The following is a 20,248-nucleotide window of genomic DNA, read 5'->3' as shown; positions in this document are numbered from 1 at the left end:
TGTTGTTTTATTCGGGGACGAGTTAGCCACGCGTGGGAGCCCCTGTATTTGATATACTTTATTATATATGTTTTAAACGTTACGTTAAGAAGGTTTTATGAAAACAAGTACAGAAATCAGAAACGGTTATTTGCAATTTTTCCACTCCAAAGGACTGCCGATTATCGCGTCCAGTTCCCTTATTCCGCACTCGGACCCGACCTTGCTTTTTACCTCTGCCGGTATGGTGCAGTTTAAAGCCAACTTTTTAGGCATTGACGACTCCCTCAAAAACGCCACCACCTGCCAAAAATGCGTGCGCACCACGGATATTGACAGCGTGGGCTTTACCGAACGCCATTTGACGTTTTTTGAAATGCTGGGCAACTTTTCCTTTGGCGACTATTTTAAAAAGGAAGCCATTGATTGGGCGTGGGAATATTTAACCAAGGTACTTGGCTTATCCCCGGATAAACTCTACGTCAGCATTTATAAGGGCGGTATTGCCCCGCGCGACGAAGAAGCCTATAATTTGTGGCTTAACTATGTACCCAAGGAACGCATTTTTGAATTGGGCGAAGCGGACAACTTTTGGACGATGGGCTCTACCGGCCCGTGCGGTCCGTGCAGCGAAATTTATTACGACTTTGGCGATAAAGGCTGCAAAAATCCGCATTGTGATATCACCTGCGACTGCGGCCGCTTTGTAGAAATTTGGAACATTGTATTTGAAAGTTACAACCGCCAAGAGGACGGCACCTTTAAACCCTTGCCGCATAACAACATTGATACGGGTATGGGCTTGGAACGCTTGTGTATGGCGATGCAAAACGCCAAAAACGTATTTGAAACCGACCTCTTCACTCCGCTTATTAACCGCGCCAAGCAGGATTTGCATATTGAGGGAACCACCAAAGAGGAAGTTTCCGCCCTGCGCATTATTGCGGACCACGTCAGAAGTTCCAGTTTCTTAATTGCCGAAGGCATTTTGCCCTCTAACGAAGGCCGCGGGTACATTTTGCGCCGCTTGATTCGCCGCGCCGCGCGCTATGCCAAATTAATGGGCAACGAAAAACCGTATCTTTACACCTTGGTCCCTGTGGTAAAGGAAATTTTTGCGGGCCTGTACCCGGAAATTGATAAGAACCTTTCCCACATCCAAGACGTGCTTAAATTGGAAGAGACCACTTTCTTAAAAACCTTGGTAAACGGCGAAGAAAAACTTTCCGCCCTGCTCGCTTCCTGCGGCAAAACCTTGCCCGGCGAAGAAGCGTTCCACTTGCACGAAACCTACGGTTTCCCGTTGGAACTGACTAAGGAAATTGCGGCCGCCAAGGGTGTAACCGTGGATGAAAAAGGCTACGAAAAAGCCAAATCCGCCGCGCAGGAAAAGAGCCGTTCCTATGCGGACGAATTTACCAAGGATAAAGCCTATATGATGCAGCACGTGGAAACCCACAACCCCGCCACCGCGTTTACGGGTTATGAAACGCTGACGGACGAGGGCACGGTGCTGATGTTACTTAACGACAAATTTGAATTGACGGACGAAGTCAACGGCGAAGGGTATGTTGTCTTTGACCGCACGCCTTTCTATGCTGAATCCGGCGGACAGGTGGGCGACAAGGGCGTTATCACGCTGGACGGAAAAGAAATCGCCCGCGTGGACGATGTGCAAAAGCCCGTTGCCAAAGTGTTCTTGCACAAAATTTCCGGCAAACTTAAAAAAGGCCAAAAGGTTACGCTTACGGTCAACGCGGCTCTGCGCAAACGCTGTATGGCCAACCATAGCGCCATCCACTTGGTAAACGCGGCCTTGCGCCAGGTGTTCGGCACGTCCGTACACCAGAGCGGTTCTTATGTGTCGCCGGAACGCTTCCGCTTTGACTATACGCTCTCCAAAACGCCGACCGCCGAGGAATTAAACAAGGCGTGGGCGATTGCCAATAAAGCGGCCGAAGATGCCCTGCCCGTTACTTGCGAGGTTCGCCCGTTGGCCGATGCCGAAAAATTGGGCGCGGTAACCTTGTTGGGCGAAACGTACGCCGACCCGGCCCGCTTTGTGCTGATGGGTGGCAGTTTTGCTCACCCGGAACAAAAGTACAGTTTGGAACTGTGCGCGGGTACGCACGTTAAAAATACGGCGGACGTAATGACGGTTTTAGTGCTCAAAGAGGGCTCCGTTTCCGCCGGGGTTCGCCGTGTGGAAGGCGTGGCGGGTTATGCCGCGCTGGACTATTTAAAGAACGTCAACCGCCAAGCCGAAGAATTGGCCGCGCGTTTGGAAGTGCCGTCCAAGGATGTTTTCACTCGTGTTAATGCGATTGCGGATGAACTGAAAGAGGTCAAAAAGCGCTACTTGCAATTCCGCGAAAAGACCTTGGCCGCCGGTGGCATTAACGAGATGAGTTTCACGCTGAAAAACGGTACGGTATTAGTCGTGCGCAACGCCGAGGGCGCCGAACCCAAGGAACTGCGCAACATCGCCGATACGATTGCCCAAAAATACAAGCAGGCCTTGATTATTGTGGCTTGCGATAAAGACGGAAAACGTGCGTTTGTCGTCAAGACGGCGGGCAGCCTGCCCAATACCAATGCGGCAACCGTTGCCAAGCAAATCGCGGCGGACCTGAACGGCCGCGCGGGCGGACGCGCCGACTTTGCCCAAGGCGGCGGCGAGGCCAAACGCCCGTGGCAGGAGTTTATTGACGGCTTGAAGATGTCGTTATAAACAAGTATTGGGCTTAAACGCCGCGCGGCGCAAGCCGCTTTGCGGCCCGCAAAAATTCTAATGTAATGCAAAGCACCCCGGGAATATTCTCCCCGGGGTGTTTGCTATTATAACAGCCTTTGTTTTATTGTGCTGTTGTCTCGCTTTTCGTCGTCATCCCCGAGAAATTTAGTCGGGGATCTGTTGTTGTCTTTTCGTTGGTTGCAACATTGCAAAAACAGTGTCGCCCAATAAATCAAAAGGGCGCGGAAACTCTGCCGCCCGCAGGGTGTTGTCATCCCGGAAGGTCTTTATCCGGGATCTCGTTGTTATTGATGTCATTCCCGAGGGTGTGCCGGCGCGGAGCGTTCGGAAATCTGTCGTGTTTCTTTTTTTGATAACAACGGATCCCCGACAGAAACCCTCGGGGATGACAAGGGAAAACGACCATTGATTAAACAAGCGGTCATCCTGAACTTGTTTCAGGATCTACCTTTTGAGTTCTTTATGTTGTTGTTTTTTGGCAGTTCTTTTTAAAGGGGTTGTTTCGTTTTTTTTTTTTGTTAAAATTTTGATAAATTGCGATTGGTGTACCCGGATGTATCCGCCGTATAAAAACGCGTATAAAAGGCCGTTTTGCTCAAATATAAAGGCCTTAATAAGGAGAAAAAATGAAAGGATTTGGTAATATTAGCCGTGCGACCACCCCAAGCAGACGTCATTCCGTAAGGTTTCTGTACGGAATCTCGTCGTTTCGTAACAACAGATTCCCGACTACAACACTCGGGAATGACGCCACTAGCACAAGTGGGCGCACGGTTAATACTTTTCACACAATAACAGCAGGCTTTACCCTTATTGAACTCCTTGTCGTCGTTCTCATCATCGGCATTTTGTCTGCCGTGGCTTTGCCACAATACACCAAAGCCGTAGAAAAAAGCCGCACTGCCGAGGCCATCACAGGCCTAACGGCGATTGGCCACGCGCAAGAAGTATATCATTTGGCGACGGGTTCGTATGCGGACGATTGGAGCGACTTGGATGTTTCTATCCAAGAAGGGAAAAATTTTACTTTTGGGGGGAAGACATTAAGCGAGGGCCTTTATCCCGGTTCCGTGGCCGAGGCAAGCCGTGTCCCCCGTTACACGCGCTATACGTTATTATATATGCCCGAGGAACAAAAAATTGTTTGTTTTGCCCACGCAACCAACCAGCGACAATATTGCATATCCGCAGGATTAGAAATTGCCGCTAATTCTTATTAAAAGCAGTTTGCCTGCTTTCCTACCTACCCAATAAAAAACCCCGCTTGCGCGGGGTTTAAATAATAGGGCGGATTCGCCTTCCAGTAAAATTCCTGACGGAATTTTCTTGCAGGCCGGGCTCGCGGTTTTTGCCTTGTGTGCCGTGGAACTATGCGCACACAAACAAAAACATCGCTGTGCCTTTCTCATCCTAACGCAGGCAAAGCAGTTTGCCTGCTTTCCTACCGCCCAATAAAAAACCCCGCTTGCGCGGGGTTTAAATGGTGGTAGGAATAGGATTCGAACCTATGTAGGGCGTAGCCCGACGGTTTTACAGACCGTTGCTTTTGACCGCTCAGCCATCCTACCAAACTAAAACATTAAAAACGCCGGAACTTAAAAGCCCCGGACCGTAGTTATTACTTAAACAACTAGGTACAAATATTATAACAAAAATTTACGTTTCTGTCATTTCTTTGTCTGTCGGCTTTGTCCTAGCCCTTTCCTTGCTTTGCCGTCGGGCCATAAACGGGCAAAAATTGCTAGAATATCACTATGCAACAGACTGGTCTTACCCCTTTAATGAAGCAATATTTTGACACCCGGGCCAAATATCCCGACATCGTGTTGTTCTTCCGCCTGGGTGATTTTTACGAAATGTTTGACGACCAAGCGCGCGAAATCAGCGCGCTCTTAGGTCTTACCCTTACCGCGCGCAACGGTATGCCGATGTGCGGCATCCCCTATCACGCGGCCAATAACTACATTGTCCGCCTGTTAAACGCAGGCAAAAAAATCGGCATTTGCGAACAAACCAGCGCGGTAATGGACAAAAATACCAAACTGTTTGAGCGCAAAGTTATCCGCGTAATTACCCCCGGTACGCTAATGGAAGATACCTTGCTGGATGCCAACCAATCCAACTATTTGGTGTCCGTCATCACGTCGCCCGCGGGGTGGGCCATGGCGTGCGTGGAGGTTTCCACGGGCGAATTTTGGGTAAACCAGAACGATAAAGACGCTTCTTTGACCAATCTGGCTGCCGCCTTGGCCGCAGTCAACCCGTCCGAAATCATTGCGGACAAAGACACCCTTTTGCAACTTAAAACCAAAATCGTTTTACCCTCTAATTTAACGCTTACCGAGCAGCCCGCCTTTGACGGGGATTATACCCTGCCCGAAAATTGGCCAGCCTTGGGCGCGTGGGGCAATAAGCGCAACGCCTTGGCGTGCGCGCTGCTGATTATGCGGTATTTGAACGTAACCGAGCCCAGTTTTAAGCGCGTACTGATTCCGTCTTACCGCGAATTGAAAGACTGTTTGCAAATTGACGAAAATGCCGTGGCCTCGTTGGAACTGGTAAAAAGCCAAGAAGGGGGCAGGAAGGGCAGTTTGTGGGCGTTATTAGACAAAACCAAAACCGCAGTGGGGAGCCGCAAATTAAAGGAGTGGATTTTGCACCCGTTAATGGACCCGGCGGACATCGGTGAACGCCAAAACGCGGTAGAGGGGTTTGTAAATAACCAATCCGCGCTGGCCGATTTGTCGGCACTTTTAGAAAACATTTCCGATATTGAGCGCATTATGACGCGCACCGCCACGGGCACCGCTTCCCCGCGGGATATGTCCGGCCTGCGCAATTCCCTTTTAAATGTGGACCCGATTGCCCGCTGGTTTGAAGAATACGGGCAAATGGTACCGCGCTTGGACGCTTCCTTAAAAGAGCATTTGCCTGTTCTGCGCGATATGGCACGCGTGCTGTACGACGCTATTAGTGAAAATCCACCCTTAAAAATTTCGGACGGGCACGTCATCCGCCAAGGCTACAATGCCGAATTGGACGAACTCCGCTCGTTAAAAGCCAACAGCAACAAATGTATGGAAGAAATCTGCGCGCGCGAACGCGAAAAAACAGGCATTACCACCTTAAAGGTGGGATACACCTCCGTTTTTGGCTATTATTTTGAAGTTACCAAGAGCCATATTTCCAAGGTGCCTTATAACTATGTGCGCAAGCAAACCTTGGTAAACGCCGAGCGTTTTATTACCGAGGAACTCAAACAACTGGAAGATAAAATTTTAAACGCCGAGCAAAAAATTATCCGCTTGGAAAGCAGTTTGTTTGACGAGGTCCGCAAAACCTTGGCGGCACAGATTAACCATTTAAAAGCGTTTGCACAAATTGTGTCGGAATTGGACGTATATATGTCCCTGGCGCTAGACGCAATGAAGGGCAACTGGACAAAACCCGAGGTCAATAACGGTACCGAACTGTATTACGAAAATGGTCGGCACCCGCTGGTGGAAGATACTTTGCCCGCGGGCAGTTTTGTGCCGAATAATTTGGATATCGGCACCCCGCAAACCCAAATTATGCTGATTACCGGCCCCAATATGGGCGGTAAGAGTGTATTTTTAAAGCAGACGGCTATCATTACAATTTTGGCGCAAATGGGCAGTTTTGTGCCCGCCACCGTGGCGCGTTTGGGCGTGGTGGATAAGATTATGACGCGTATTGGCGCGCACGACGCGCTGGGGCGCGGCAACTCTACCTTTATGGTGGAAATGAACGAAACCGCCCATATTTTGGCCTCTATGACCCCGCGCAGTTTGATTTTGCTGGACGAAGTCGGCCGCGGGACCTCTACCTTTGACGGTATTTCTATTGCGTGGGCCATTGTGGAATATTTGTATAAGCCCCACGGCGGGCCCAAGGTGCTGTTTGCCACGCACTATTTTGAACTGGTGGATTTGGAAAATAAATACGCCAGCGTGCGCAACTATCACGTGGAAGCCAAGGAATACCAGGACGCTTCCGGCGAGAGCAAACTGGCATTTCTGTACCAAATTTTGCCCGGCGCGGCAGACCGCTCGTACGGGATTCACGTGGCCGAGATTGCGGGCTTGCCCGCGGCTTGCACCTTGCGCGCTAAAAAGGTGCTAAAAGATTTGGAAGCCAAAAAAGGCTCCAAAATTTCCGCCAAGGAACACGATATGGTAAAGGATTTGTTTTCCTCGCCCATTGTGGAGGAAATCAAACTGGCCGATACCGACCAGTTGACCCCTATGGCGGCGTTGCAGTTAATTTGCGAGTGGAAGAAACGGATTAATGAGTAATATTCACGTTCTGGACGAAAAAACTGCCGGGAAAATCGCCGCGGGCGAAGTAATTGAACGCCCGGCGGGCGTGCTAAAAGAACTGCTGGAAAACGCGGTGGATGCGGGCGCGACGGCTATCAATATTGATATTGAGGGAGCCGGACGCACCTTAATCCGCATTAACGATAACGGCTGCGGGATGAGCGAGGAAGACCTGTTGTTAAGTATTCAGCGCCACGCCACCAGCAAAATTAATTCGTTTAGTGATCTGGAAACCTTGCAAACCTTTGGCTTCCGCGGGGAAGCCTTGTACTCGGTGGCGGCGGTATCGCGGATGACGATTACCAGTTGCCAAGCGGGCGGACAGGGCCACCGGGTGGAAATCCACGCCGGAAAAGTGTTTGCACAAAGTCCAGCGCCGTCTATCAAGGGTACAACGGTGGAAATACGCGATTTGTTTTATAATGTGCCCGCGCGACTTAAATTTTTAAAAAGCGATTCGTACGAACGCGCTTGTTTGTTAAAAGTAATTGAAGAAAGTGCGCTTGCCAATTTAACGGTGGGCTACCGCGTGATGATTAACGGACGATCCGTATATGACTTGCCCGCACAAAAAGGAGATTTGCCGCAAAGCGCCCTTAACCGCGCCAAGCATATTTTAGGGGATGAGGTGGCGCAGACGCTTTTATTTAAAGAATTTGACGAACTGGGCCTGAAACTCTTTTTAACGCCTGCGGATAAATTGGTTTCCGTGCGGGATATGCAGTACATTTTTGTAAACCGCCGTCCGATTGATTCCAAGACCGTCCAGCAGGCCATTTATAAGGCTTATCAAAATGTCCGCCCCAAGGACCGCCACCCGGCGTTTTTGGTGTATATGACGCTAAACCCCGCCGATTTTGATGTAAATATTCACCCACAAAAGCGCGATATCCGCTTTGTAAACGAAAGTAAGGTGTTTGGCTTGGTGATGAACGCGGCAGGTGAAACTATCTTCAAAAATGCGCGCCCGGTGGAAGTAACGCTTGCCCCCAAAATAGATTTGCCCGCACCCGCGCAAGCGGCGGCGGAAAAATTATTTACGCCCTCGCCTATGGAAACCTTTGCCCAAACGGTGGCGGAGCCTTTAAAATTGGGCGACTTTAAACCAAAAAATACCTTTACCCTGCGCGAAACCGAAGAACCCGCCGAATATGTGGCCCGGCCCGAAGAACTTAAACCGTCGGTCGCGCCCGTTCAGGCGGCCCCCATAGAGCCGGTGAACGCACCGCAACAAACGGATTTTGTTTCCGCCGGGGCGCCGGAGTGGTATCACGGCCCGTACCGTTATTTGGGGCAGTTACAGCGCAGTTATCTGCTGTTTGAAAACCCGCTCGGGCTGGTGGTCATTGACCAACACGCCGCGCAGGAACGCGTGCTTTTTGAGCATTATTTGGAAGCGTTTGAAGCCCGTGCCGTAAAAGTACAGAAACTTCTGTTCCCCGTACACGTGGACTTGCCACCGTCCAATGCCGAAACGCTTTTGTCTTGGGCCGGGTGGCTCAAAACGGCGGGCTTTGAGTTGGAACCCTTTTCCGCCCGCACCGTGCTGGTGCGCACAATGCCGCATATGATTCGCTTTAAAGAGGATGATATGAAGGAATTTATTATCTCTCTTTCGCAGGTGGTGGGGGACCCCTCCAAATCCACCGAAACCTTAAAGCGCAAAATGGTGGCTATGCTGGCCTGCAAAAAAGCCATTAAGGCGCACGACCAAATATCGCCCGCCGAGGCCGAAGGCCTTTTGGAGAATATGAAGAAGTGTAAGGACGGTATGCACTGCCCGCACGGGCGCCCGTGCGTAGCGCAACTGGATATGAAGCAGTTGGATAAACTTTTTGGCCGATAATTTGCTAAACGCCTAATAAAAAAGCCCCGCTTACTGCGGGGCTTTTAAATTTAGCGGTTCTTACTTTGTTGAAGGATTTTTAATTGTTTTAGGTGCAGGGCAAACTTCCGGTTGTGGCTCTTGCTCTACGCGGGGTTCTGCTAAAATTACTGCATAGGAACAATGGGCCTCTATATCATTTTTTAAAGCAGCAGGTGTTTTGTAGTTAGGGTTCATGCGGTCAATGTCCTCTTGTGTTAGAACAGTCCAAAGCGGTAGTTTTTTATTCTTCCAATTTTCATAGGCTTTTTGATTTTCTTCGCCTATTTGTTTGAGTGATTTGTCGTATTTAGTATCACGGATTACTTGTCCTTGTAAAAGAGTTTCCTCTTGGTATTGTTGTGCATTGTTGGTAATGCCGGACTGTTCTCCTTTTAGAAAGCGGGTATCATAGTATTTCTCATCGGATTGGTCTATTGGGTCCGTAGGCACTAACATAATATTGGCAAAATCCTTGTATTTAAGCAACGTTTGCAGATCATTGGAATAGGTTCTATTTAAATGGCCATCCCCAGCATACACCAAAATCAGGTCGTAATTTTTTTCTACTGCTTTTATGCGTCTAGCCCATTGGCGGTTGCGTTCCAATACGCCAAATGGAGATATAGCAATAAATTGTTCTGCGGATGCCCAACGGGTATATAAGGCATCGCACCCTTTATACTTTAAAAGGGGCAGTTTGTCCTGTGGCGTTACCCAAACGACATATTTCCCCATTTTTACAGCGACATCTTTTTCATCAGCCATATAGAGATCATCATCCAAGGCTAGTTGGTCTATCCCCAATTTGTCGGCCGCTTGGGTTACTTCCGGATAACCGGATTCTAATTTGGATTCTTTGCCTGCTTTTTTGAGTAAAGAGGTGCATTCATCCCCATTCCACATTAAAAATTCTTGGGCGAGCAAAATTTTATCATTGGGGCGTGCCTGGCGGGCCGCCTTTAAAATATTAATTACTTCTTGCGAGGCGGATTTTGTGCCGTGTGAAATGCTTTCGGAGATAAAAATATATTTGTGCGTAAAGGCGTGGGAGTAGTCCGGCGCGGAATTTCTGTAATCTATCTTGGGTATAACCATATTGGGGTTTTCTTTGAGGTGCAATTCCAGGGCTTTGGCATCCAACCGGGTGGAGACTAATAAGCGCCCTTTTGCTCCTTCATTTAAGCGCAAAAATTCCTTCCAAGAAACAGGTTCCAAACGGGACAAATCCCTTTCTTTTAACAAAGCAAATAAAGGGTCGTCCTCCACATCAAAAGGAGAACTTAATAAATATGTTTCCCTGGCTTGGTTGGCTTTTTGGGTTATACTTGTATTTAAATCCGCATTTTTTCCGCGCTGGCCCCACACAGGGGCGAGAATAAATAAAAAAGCAAATAAAAGGGTAATTAATTTTTTCATATTTATATTATAAGGTTTTTACCTGCAAAACGCGAGGGCCAAAAGGCCTAAATTTCCCTAGGTCCGCTCCCCTTTCTTTTCGGGCGAAAAAAAGGTATCCTGTATTATATATCTCTATTGGAGGGTTTATGTCTGATATTCCCGTTTTGGAACGTGTTTTATTTTCGCAGGAGCAACTCGCGGCGCGCTGTGCTGAACTCGGCCGCCAAATCTCTGCCGATTACCGCGGCAAACAGCCGCTGTTTGTAGGTATTTTGCGCGGGTGCATCTTGTTCTATGCCGATTTGATGAAGAACATCAGCGTAGATTGCAATATGGACTTTATGTGCTTGTCCTCTTATGCGGGCGGCACGGCCAGCACGGGCCAAGTGCGCACGATGTTGGATTTGCGCGAAAGCATTAAGGGCCGCCACGTTGTGATTGTGGAAGACATTGTAGATACCGGGCTCACCTTGGATTATCTGCTTGGCAATTTAAAAAACCGCGGCGCAGCCAGCATTGAAATTTGCTGTCTGTTGGATAAACCCTGTAACCGCAAGGCCGATGTCCACCCCAAATACATCGGTTTTACCGTTGGTAACGAATTTGTGATTGGGTACGGGTTGGATTACAACGAACTCTACCGCAACTTGCCGTATATTGGAGTATTTAGAAAATAATGAAGAATAATAAACGTCCGAACAGCCGCCGGATTGTATCCGTCGGGCAAATTGTAGGCTGGTTGGCTATTTTTGCGCTGGCCGTGTTGCTTTTTAATAAACAAGGCCCCAAACAAGCGGAATTAGACTATTCCGACTTTAAAACCAAAGTAGCCGCGGCCGAAGTGTCGGACTTGACGGTGGCCCCGGGTGTTATTTCCGGGATGTACAAAAACCAGGACGGCCAATTTGCGCCCTTCAAAACCGTGCGTATGGAAGACCCGGATCTGGTAAACCAATTATCCGCCGCCAAAATTAAATACAAAGCCGAAAAGGACAACAGTTGGCTGGGCAATATTCTGTTCAACGTGTTGTGGATTGTGCTGTTAATCGGCTTGTGGTGGTTTATTTTTCTCCGCCCGCAAAGAAGCGATGGCAAAAGTGCGCTTAACTTTGCGCGCTCCAAAGCCAAAATGCAGGACCCTTCCCAGCAGACCGTAACCTTTAAAGATGTGGCCGGTTGCGACGAAGCCAAGGAAGAATTGGAAGACGTTATCAAATTCTTAAAGAACCCCAAAAAGTTCCAGCGCTTGGGTGGCAAACTGCCCAAGGGCGTGCTTTTATACGGGGCGCCCGGTACGGGCAAAACCCTGCTGGCCAAGGCCGTAGCGGGCGAAGCGGGCGTGGCGTTCTTTTCCGCTTCCGCTTCGGAATTTGTGGAAATGTTCGTCGGCGTGGGCGCGGCGCGTGTGCGTGATTTGTTTGACCAAGCCAAAAAGAACTCCCCCGCCATTATTTTTATTGACGAATTGGACGCCGTTGGTCGCCGCCGCTTTGCCGGTATTGGGGGCGGACACGACGAACGCGAACAGACCTTAAACCAACTGTTAATTGAACTGGACGGTTTTGAAAGCAAGCAAGGCATTATTTTAATGGCCTCCACCAACCGCCCGGACGTGCTGGACCCGGCGTTAATCCGCCCCGGCCGTTTTGACAGACATATTTCCGTTCCCGCGCCGGATTTAAAGGGTCGCGAGGAAATTTTAAAGGTCCACGCCAAAAAAGTAAAATTGGGCGCGGATGTGGATTTGAAGGTAGTTGCCAAGGGTACGCCCGGCTTTGTGGGGGCGGATTTGGCTAACGTTATTAACGAGGCTGCCATTTTGGCCGCACGCGCGGACGAAGAAGCCGTAACCGCCGCCGATATGGACGAAGCCATTGAACGCGTGATTGCGGGCCCGCAAAAAAAGAGCCGCATTATCTCCAAGCACGAACAGCGCGTTATTGCCGCGCACGAGTGCGGGCACACCATTGTGGCGCGCCTAACGAACCACTCGGACCCTGTGCATAAGGTTACCATTATTCCCCGCGGCCAGGCCTTGGGTTATACCTTGCAACTGCCGCTGGAAGATAAATTTTTAACCAGTAAGTCCGAACTGTTGGACAAACTGTGCATCTTGCTGGCCGGACGCGCCGCCGAAGAAATTGTATTCGGCGAAATCACCTCCGGCGCCAGCGATGACCTCAACAAAACAATGGCTTATGCCCGCAAAATGGTGGTGGAATTGGGTATGAGCGAAAAACTGGGGCCGATTGCCCTGCCTAACGGCGATGACGGCGAAGTGTTCTTGGGCCGCGACCTTTCGCGCCACAAAACCTACTCCGAAGAACTCGCCCGCACCATTGATGAGGAAATACTGACTTTGATTAAATCGTCCTATGCGCGCGCGAAAGAGATAATCTCTTCCCACCGCGTGGCATTTGATAAATTGGTGGAAACCCTGCTTGCCAAAGAAGTGGTGGACGCCAAGGAAATTGACGAAATTTTGGGTTTGAAACCCGTCGCGAAGGAGGATGCTTCGCCCAAGCCCGCAGAGCAAGAACCCGTAAAAGAGGAACCGAAGGCGCCGAAAGCCGAAAAGCCGGAGGCTAAACAGGCGGAACTCTTTTAACGCGTTTAAACTTTGGGACGGGACTAACCGCGCCGGGGCCGCTTTGCGCCCGCCGGTGCAAAAGGAAGTGTGTATGGGAAAGTATTTTGGAACCGACGGGGTCCGCGCCGTAGCAGGCCAGTTCCCGTTGGTGGATGATTTCATCCAAAAATTGGGCTATGCCGCTTTGCGTGAATTGCAAGAATACGCCAAGGCCGAGCATTTAAAACCCCAAGTAATTATCGCGCAGGACTCCCGCGCCAGCGGCCCGGCCATTTTAGCCTCGCTGGAAAAGGGTATCCGCGCCAGCGGGGCGGACGTCATCAGCGTAGGCATTGCCCCGACGCCTTGTGTGGCGTACCTCGTTAAACAGACGGGTAGTTTGTGTGGCGTGGTCATTTCCGCTAGCCACAACCCGGCTGAATTTAACGGCATTAAATTTTTTACCAACCACGGCACAAAACTCCCCGAAGAGTTGGAAAACTCCATTGAAGCCGAAATTGAATCTTTAAAGGAAATTCCTGCCCCCAAGGGTTCCCTCAAAGAAGATTTATCCTTAGTTAAAGAATACGAAAAATTTTTGATGTCCACGGTGGACGGCTCTTTATTAAAGGGCACCAAAGTTGTCTTGGACTGCGCCAACGGCGCAAGTTCCAAAGTGGCCGTAAATGTGTTCGCGGGGCTCGGTATGGAGGTGGTAGTAACCGCCGCCAAGCCGGACGGTACCAACATTAACAAAAATGTCGGGGCGCTCCACACGCAGTTTATGCAGGATCTTACCAAAAAGGAAGGCGCGTTTGTCGGGTTTAGTTTTGACGGCGATGCCGACCGCGTGATTGCGTCCGACGAAAAGGGCCGCCAGTTGGACGGGGATAATATTATTGCTTCCTCTGCGCTGTGCCTGAAAAAGGAAGGCCGCCTAAATAACAATAAAGCCGTTTTAACCATTATGGCCAATTTGGGCTGTATTAATTATTTAAAGGAAAACGGCGTAGAAGTGGAACTTACCACGGTAGGGGATAAATATGTCTCCGAAGCGTTGGAAAAGGGCAACTTGTCCGTGGGAGGCGAAACCTCCGGGCATATCATCTTCCGCCACTTTGCCAACACGGGCGACGGCATTTTGTCCGCTCTGCAATTTTTACAATTTGTCAAAAAATCGGGTAAACCCGTCAGTTGGTTTGCCGACCAATGGTCCAAATACCCCAGCCAATTAACGGCTGTGCCGGTAACGTCTAAACCGCCGCTTGATTCCTTGCCTGGCTTTTTGCCCGGCGTGGCCGAAATTGAAAAAACGATGAACGGCCAGGGCCGCGTAATCGTGCGGTACAGTGGAACGGAACCCAAACTGCGCATTTTGGTAGAGGGAAAGGATATGTCCGCCGTCAGCCGCGTAATGAAAGAGGTGGAAGCCCTTTACAAGCAAAAAACGGAGGCGTGCAAATGAGTTTAAAATTAGGTGTAAATATTGACCATATCGCCACCTTGCGCCAGGCCCGCCGCGCCGCGTGGCCGGACCCGGTGGATGCCGCCGCTGTATGTTTGGAAACGGGGGCCGATTTTATCGTGGTGCATTTGCGCAAAGACGAACGCCACATTAACGAGAAAGACATTGCCTGCCTGTGCAAAACCTTCCCGGGCAAAATCCATTTGGAGTGCTCCTATACGCCAGAACTGGAAAAGGCGGCGTTAAAATACAAACCGTATTCCGTGTGTATCGTGCCGGAAGAACCGGGCGAAGTAACCACCACGGGCGGCTTGAAATTTACCCCGCAGGTGGAAAAGCGCTTGCTGGAAATGATTGAACGGCTGCATAAAAAAGGCATTTTGGTAAGCCTTTTTGTCAGCCCGGATGCCGCTTCCATCCGCACCGCGGCCAAACTGGGCGCGGACATTGTGGAACTGTGCACCCGCGATTACAGCGAAGCCACTACCGCCAAACAAACGCAAAAATTATTGCAAGACTTGGCCCTTTCCACCTTGCTTGCCAAGGAATTAGGGCTGGAAGTTCACGCCGGGCACGGGTTGGATTACCACAACGTGCTGGCGGTAGCCGATATTGGCGGGATGTCTTGTATGAACATTGGTTTTTCCATTGTTACGCGCTCCGTGTTTGCGGGTTTGCCCGCCGCGGTGAGCGAAATGAAGGAACTTTTATAGGAGCGTATTATGTGCGGAATTATCGGCTATGTAGGGAATAACAACTGCGTCCCCTACATTATTGACGGTTTAAAAAAATTGGAATACCGCGGATACGACTCCGCCGGGTTGGCCGTATTGCAAAACGGCAATTTGGTTACGGTCCGCGCCGTAGGCAAGGTGGCGGAACTGGAAAAAGCCACCCTGATTGCCAACCCCAAGGGTACCACGGGTATCGGCCACACGCGTTGGGCCACCCACGGCAAACCCAGCGAGGAAAACTCCCACCCGCATACCGACTGCACGGGCGATATCGTCGTAGTGCATAACGGAATTATTGAAAACTATTTAACCCTGCGCGCCAAATTGGAAGCGCGCGGCCACCGCTTTAAAAGTGAAACGGATACCGAAGTAATCGCCCATTTAATTGAAGAAAATTTGCTTCACGTCCGGGCGGCCAACGACCAAGACCGCCTGTTGAAGGCCGTCCAAAAAACCAATAAAGAAATTTCCGGCGCTTACGCTTACGGCGTTTTGTGGGCGCGCACGCCGGGGCTTTTGATTGGTGTTAAAAAGCAGAGCCCGATGGTGGTGGGCGTAGGCAAGAACGAAAACTTTTTAGCCTCTGACGTTCCCGCTTTCTTAAAGCACACCAATAAAGTGCTGTTTTTGGAAGAGGGCGATGTGGCCGTTCTGCACGTGGACGGCGTAACGGTGCTGGATAAAGACGGTAAAGAGAAAAAGATTAAACCTGTTAAAATTTCGTGGGACCAAAAGACCGCCGAAAAGGGTGGCTATGCCCACTTTATGTTAAAGGAAATTTACGACCAACCCCAAGCCATTGAAGACACCCTGCGCACTGCGCGCACGGATTTCGGCAAAATTTTAGGCTTGGATACCGAGGGTATCCGCCAACTGCGCAATATCCATATTATTGCGTGCGGTACGGCGTACCACGCGGGCTTGGTCGGCAAATATTATATTGAACAGTTGGCTGGAATCCCGGTAAGCGTGGACCTGGCAAGCGAATACAAATACCGCACCGTGCCGCAACTGCCGCATACGCTGGCGATTGCTATCAGCCAATCGGGCGAAACCGCCGACACCATTGGCGCCATTAAAAAGGCCAAGGAGTTGGGATTCCGCACGCTGGCGATTTGCAATGTGCTGGGCTCGTCTCTCACGCGCACTTGCGACAGCACCTTCTTTACCCATTGCGGGCCGGAAATCAGCGTGGCCTCCACCAAAGCCTTTACCAGCCAAATTACGTCTATGTATGCACTGGCGGCGTTCTTGGGGCAGGCCAACGGCAATTTAAGCCCGGCCACCTTTGAAAAATTGTATAAGGAACTTTTAGCGCTTTCCAAAGCGATGAGCGAAGCCGTTAAATTGGAGTACGAAGTTCGCCATTTAACGCGCAAAATTTACAAGGCGGACCGCTTTATCTTTTTGGGCCGCAACGTAAACTTTCCGATTGCGCTGGAAGGGGCACTTAAATTAAAAGAAGTTTCTTACCGCAGCGCGGAAGGTTTTGCGGCGGGCGAAATTAAACACGGGCCGATATCTATTATTGATAAAGGCACGCCCGTAATTGTGATAATGCCGCACGATGCGCTGTTTGAAAAAATGCTTTCCGCCTGCCAAGAGTGCCGCGCACGCGGGGCTTTTGTGGTGGCGGTAACTACCAAGACCGGGGCCAAATTGGCCGCGGACGTGGCGGATAAGGTGTTTATCGTGCCGCAAACAAACGAATTTTTACAGCCGGTGGTAGACGTGGTCCCGCTCCAATTTTTGGCGTATTGGATTGCCAAACGCTTGGGGTGCGATATTGACCAGCCGCGCAACTTGGCTAAAAGCGTAACGGTGGAATAATGCAGGTAATCGGCCTGGGCACGGATATCGTGGAAGTAAAACGGATAGAAGCCTTGGCCCAAAAGCCGGGAGCCTTATCCCGCCTGTTTACACAGAAAGAAATTGATTATTCTTTGGCGCGCAAAAATAAGTACGAGCATTTAGCCGTGCGTTTTGCCGCCAAAGAAGCCGTTTTTAAGGCGTTGCCGTTTGCGGAAATTGCGTTTAAAAATATCCAAGTAACCAATTTGGAAAACGGCCGCCCGCAGGTAACAGTGGCGGACGAACGCGCCAAAGATTTGGTTATTTTAGTTTCGCTCTCGCATACCAAGGAGTATGCCCTAGCAACGGCGGTGGTGCAAAAATGAATTTACTTACGCCCGAAATAGTCCGTTCCTGGCTGCCCGTCCGGCCCCAAAATGCTAACAAAGGCACCTTTGGCCGGGTGTTGGTGGTGGCAGGTTCCCGCACAATGTGCGGCGCGGGCTATTTGTGCGCCAAAAGTGCGCTTTTGGCGGGGGCGGGGCTTGTGTTTTGGGCGCTTCCCGAAAGTATGCAACCCGCTTTTGCGGCCGCTCTGCCGGAAGTAATTACGCTCCCTATGCCGGAAACGGAAGAGGGAGAATTGTCCGGCGATGCTCTTTATGAACTGACGGATTGTATGGCCGATAAAAAGCCGTCCTTGGCGGTAGTGGGGCCGGGGATGGGCAAAAGCCCGCTGTTGATTCCATTTTTGCAGGCTTGTAATTTGCCTTTGGTAGCCGATGCTGATGCGCTAAACGCCCTATCTAAGGAGCCAAACTGGACTGTTTGGTGGCCCAAAAACCGCCCTTGTATTTTTACACCGCACCCCGGTGAAATGGCGCGCCTGTTACACACGCAAATAGCCACTACCGCGCAGGAGCGCGTTAAACAGGTGGAAGCGTTACAGCAAAAAACGGGCAATGTGTGCTTGTTAAAAGGAGCAAACACCTTAGTAAGCGGACCCGGGGAAACCTGTCAAAACACCACGGGCGGCCCGGCACTCGCCAAGGCGGGCTCGGGCGATGTGTTATCCGGCGTGATAGCCGGGCTGTGGGCCCAGTTGGGAACGCAAGCAGATTTTTCTGATAGCGCCTTTCGCGCCGCCTGCTGTGGCGTATATTTGCACGGGCTGGCCGGGGATTTGGCCGCGCGCAAGCGGTCGGACTATGGCGTTTTGGCAAGTGATACGGCTTCGTGCGTGCCGGAAGCAATTTGTGAACTTTTAAAATAAGGAGGACGTATGAGTCCCGTCTTAACTGTTATTGTAAGTATTGTCGGTGTGTTGGCGCTCTTGGCGTTGTTTACCGTTTGGTTCTGCGTGCATTGCGCCAAAAAAGTCTTGCACCCCACGTCCAAGCGCAAACCGCTGGATGCGTGGCCGGACCAGTTTGGCCTGCCGTATGAAAATGTTTATTTCAAAACCGAGGACAAGGTGCAACTGCGCGGGTGGTTTATCCCGAGTGCGGAATATTCCAACAAAACCATTATTTTAATGCACGGTTGGGGGATGAACCGCGCCGATATTTTAAAGAATACCTATTTCCTGCGCGATTTAGGCTTTAACTTATTTTATTTTGATTTCCGCGCGCTGGGCGAAAGCGGCGGCAAGACGAGTTCTATCGGCTATTTGGAAATTAAAGACGCCGCGGCGGCTATCCGCTTTTTAAAGGAAACGCGCCCGCAATTTAGCGAAAAAATCGGCCTCTATGGCCTTTCTATGGGCGGTATGGTGGCCATTTGCGAGGCCGCCCGCAACCCCGAAGTAGCGTGCGTGGTGGCGGAAGCGTCTTATTATTCGTTCCGCCGGGTGGTGTCCCGCTGGGCGTGGGTGCACAACAAGGTGCCCTATTTCCCGCTTATTCCCATTATCTTGCACTACATCCGCAAAAATTTGGGCGTAAACCCGGAGCGGTACAGCCCCAAGTATAACATCCCCAAAATTGCGCCGCGCCCCGTGTTTATCATCCACGGACGGTATGATAATTTGGTCCCGGCCGCGCAGGCAAAAATGCTGTTTAAAAAGGCGGGCGACCCCAAGGAAATTTGGCTCGTACCCGGTGCGCGCCACAACAAATGCGCCGAGGTCGGCGGGTTTGAATACAAACAACGCTTGGCCGATTTCTTCCGCCAGCATTTATAATTTTACACCCGCCTTTCGGCGGGTATCTTTTGTAAGGAGCAGATATGAAGCAGTTGGTAATTTTTGATTTGGACGGTACTCTTTTAAATACGATTGCGGACCTTGCCGCGGCGGCCAATCACGCCCTAGGAGCGTTGGGCCTTCCGGTGCGGTCGCAGGCGGAGTGCCAAAGTTTTGTAGGCAATGGCGTGGGTAAATTGTTGGAGCGCGCCCTGCCGGAGGGGAAAAAAACGCCGGAGTATATGGCTAAAATTCGCCCGGCTTTTTTTGAATATTACGATAAACATTTAGCCGATGCTACACTGCCTTATACGGGTATGGCGCAGTTGCTGGCGCAGTTGCAAAAGCGCGGTATTAAACTGGCGGTAGCATCCAACAAATACCAAAGCGCCACGGAACGCTTGGTAAAACATTTCTTCCCGGATATTCATTTTACGGCGGTGCTGGGCCAACGCGAGGGCATCCCCGTAAAGCCGGACCCGGCGATTGTAAACGATATTTTGTTTGCAGCGGGCTGCGCGCGCGAAGACGTGCTGTATGTGGGCGATTCGGACGTGGATATGCAGACGGCCAAAAATGCCGGAGTGCGCGTATGCGGCGTGCTGTGGGGCTTTCGCACGCGTGAGGTATTGGCGGAATATCAGCCGGATTATCTGACTGAAAATCCCCAAGAAATTTTGGATATGGTGATGTAAAAAAGGTTGCTAATTTTGCCTAACGTAAGGAACTCCGCAGGCTTTTTGTCGGCGGAGTTTTTTGTGATGTGTTGGGGTGCTACCTAATATTATAACGACAGATTCTGGAACGCCCTGCGCCGGCAGACTTTCGGGGCAGACGACAACAACTAACGACACAATCGGTAGATCCTGAAACAAGTTCAGGATGACCAGCATTTTTATAACGCCCTTGTTTTATTGTTTTTAGCCGTCATCCCGTAGTGTCTTTATACGGGATCTGCCGTTGTTTCGTAAGGGGGGACAACAACGGCAAAAACAGATTCCCGACTACAACTTTCGGGAATGACGACCTTTCCTCTTTGTCATCCCCGAGTGTTTCTGTCGGGGATCTGTCGTTGCTATTTCGTCGTTTATTTTAAAGGGGTTGTTTCTTTTTTTTTTTTTGTTAAAATTTTGATAAATTGCGGTGGTCGTACCCGGATGTATCCGCC

14 protein-coding genes and 1 tRNA gene are annotated in these 20,248 nt (G+C 50.4%); 13 read left to right on the top strand and 2 right to left on the bottom strand.

The features are described from left to right. Positions 1-97 precede the first annotated feature (97 nt). A complete protein-coding gene (gene alaS, locus ACR0QV_RS05200; RefSeq protein WP_432635157.1) occupies positions 98-2,710 on the top strand; it encodes an alanine--tRNA ligase in 2,613 nt (870 codons plus the stop codon). 650 nt (positions 2,711-3,360) lie between these two features. After that, a complete protein-coding gene (locus tag ACR0QV_RS05195; protein WP_432635156.1) occupies positions 3,361-3,954 on the top strand; it encodes a type IV pilin protein in 594 nt (197 codons plus the stop codon). A 261-nt stretch (positions 3,955-4,215) separates the two neighbouring features. Here the strand turns inward: ACR0QV_RS05195 and ACR0QV_RS05190 are convergent. Continuing rightward, positions 4,216-4,302: transfer RNA gene (locus ACR0QV_RS05190), tRNA-Tyr, on the bottom strand. 186 nt (positions 4,303-4,488) lie between these two features. Here ACR0QV_RS05190 and mutS point away from each other — a divergent pair. Continuing rightward, complete coding sequence (gene mutS / locus ACR0QV_RS05185) at positions 4,489-7,050, top strand: DNA mismatch repair protein MutS (protein WP_432635154.1); 2,562 nt, start codon at positions 4,489-4,491, stop codon at positions 7,048-7,050. Further along, the gene (mutL, locus tag ACR0QV_RS05180) at positions 7,043-8,920 is read left to right on the top strand and encodes a DNA mismatch repair endonuclease MutL (RefSeq protein ID WP_432635152.1); all 1,878 of its coding nucleotides are present in this window, start codon (positions 7,043-7,045) and stop codon (positions 8,918-8,920) included. Before mutS ends, mutL begins: the two co-directional genes overlap by 8 nt. 60 nt (positions 8,921-8,980) lie before the next feature. Here the strand turns inward: mutL and ACR0QV_RS05175 are convergent, their stop codons facing one another. Further along, positions 8,981-10,357 carry a hypothetical protein gene (locus ACR0QV_RS05175; protein WP_432635150.1) on the bottom strand — a complete coding sequence of 459 codons (1,377 nt, stop codon included), beginning with the start codon at positions 10,355-10,357 and terminating at the stop codon, positions 8,981-8,983. A gap of 128 nt (positions 10,358-10,485) precedes the next feature. Between ACR0QV_RS05175 and hpt the strand changes: the two genes are divergently transcribed. From hpt to ACR0QV_RS05130, 9 genes are all read left to right on the top strand, one after another. After that, positions 10,486-11,016, top strand: coding sequence for a hypoxanthine phosphoribosyltransferase (hpt, locus tag ACR0QV_RS05170; RefSeq protein WP_428053885.1), 531 nt, complete (start codon positions 10,486-10,488; stop codon positions 11,014-11,016). Beyond that, positions 11,016-12,947 carry an ATP-dependent zinc metalloprotease FtsH gene (ftsH, locus tag ACR0QV_RS05165; protein ID WP_432635148.1) on the top strand — a complete coding sequence of 644 codons (1,932 nt, stop codon included), beginning with the start codon at positions 11,016-11,018 and terminating at the stop codon, positions 12,945-12,947. The genes hpt and ftsH overlap by 1 nt, the downstream gene beginning before the upstream one ends. 73 nt (positions 12,948-13,020) lie before the next feature. Beyond that, positions 13,021-14,373 (top strand): phosphoglucosamine mutase, encoded by a 1,353-nt coding sequence (gene glmM, locus ACR0QV_RS05160; RefSeq protein ID WP_432635146.1) that lies wholly within the window; start codon positions 13,021-13,023, stop codon positions 14,371-14,373. After that, positions 14,370-15,086, top strand: a complete 717-nt coding sequence (locus ACR0QV_RS05155; RefSeq protein ID WP_432635144.1) for a pyridoxine 5'-phosphate synthase — start codon at positions 14,370-14,372, stop codon at positions 15,084-15,086. The genes glmM and ACR0QV_RS05155 overlap by 4 nt, the downstream gene beginning before the upstream one ends. A gap of 9 nt (positions 15,087-15,095) precedes the next feature. Beyond that, positions 15,096-16,937: a glutamine--fructose-6-phosphate transaminase (isomerizing) gene (gene glmS, locus ACR0QV_RS05150; protein ID WP_432635142.1), complete on the top strand. Its 1,842-nt coding sequence runs from the start codon at positions 15,096-15,098 to the stop codon at positions 16,935-16,937. Continuing rightward, entirely contained in the window at positions 16,937-17,284 is a 348-nt protein-coding gene (acpS, locus tag ACR0QV_RS05145) for a holo-ACP synthase (protein ID WP_432635140.1), read from the top strand. Before glmS ends, acpS begins: the two co-directional genes overlap by 1 nt. Beyond that, positions 17,281-18,171: an NAD(P)H-hydrate dehydratase gene (locus ACR0QV_RS05140; RefSeq protein ID WP_432635138.1), complete on the top strand. Its 891-nt coding sequence runs from the start codon at positions 17,281-17,283 to the stop codon at positions 18,169-18,171. The genes acpS and ACR0QV_RS05140 overlap by 4 nt, the downstream gene beginning before the upstream one ends. Before the next feature lie 9 nt (positions 18,172-18,180). Next, the gene (locus ACR0QV_RS05135; protein WP_432635136.1) at positions 18,181-19,080 is read left to right on the top strand and encodes an alpha/beta hydrolase; all 900 of its coding nucleotides are present in this window, start codon (positions 18,181-18,183) and stop codon (positions 19,078-19,080) included. 44 nt (positions 19,081-19,124) lie between these two features. Beyond that, entirely contained in the window at positions 19,125-19,775 is a 651-nt protein-coding gene (locus tag ACR0QV_RS05130) for an HAD family hydrolase (RefSeq protein WP_432635134.1), read from the top strand. Positions 19,776-20,248: the final 473 nt, after the last annotated feature.

The sequence above is a fragment of the Candidatus Avelusimicrobium sp. genome (genome assembly GCF_050873505.1).
GTDB lineage: Bacteria > Elusimicrobiota > Elusimicrobia > Elusimicrobiales > Elusimicrobiaceae > Avelusimicrobium.
The sequence above is the reverse complement of the archived record's forward strand: the minus strand, read 5'-3'. Positions and strand labels throughout refer to the sequence as shown.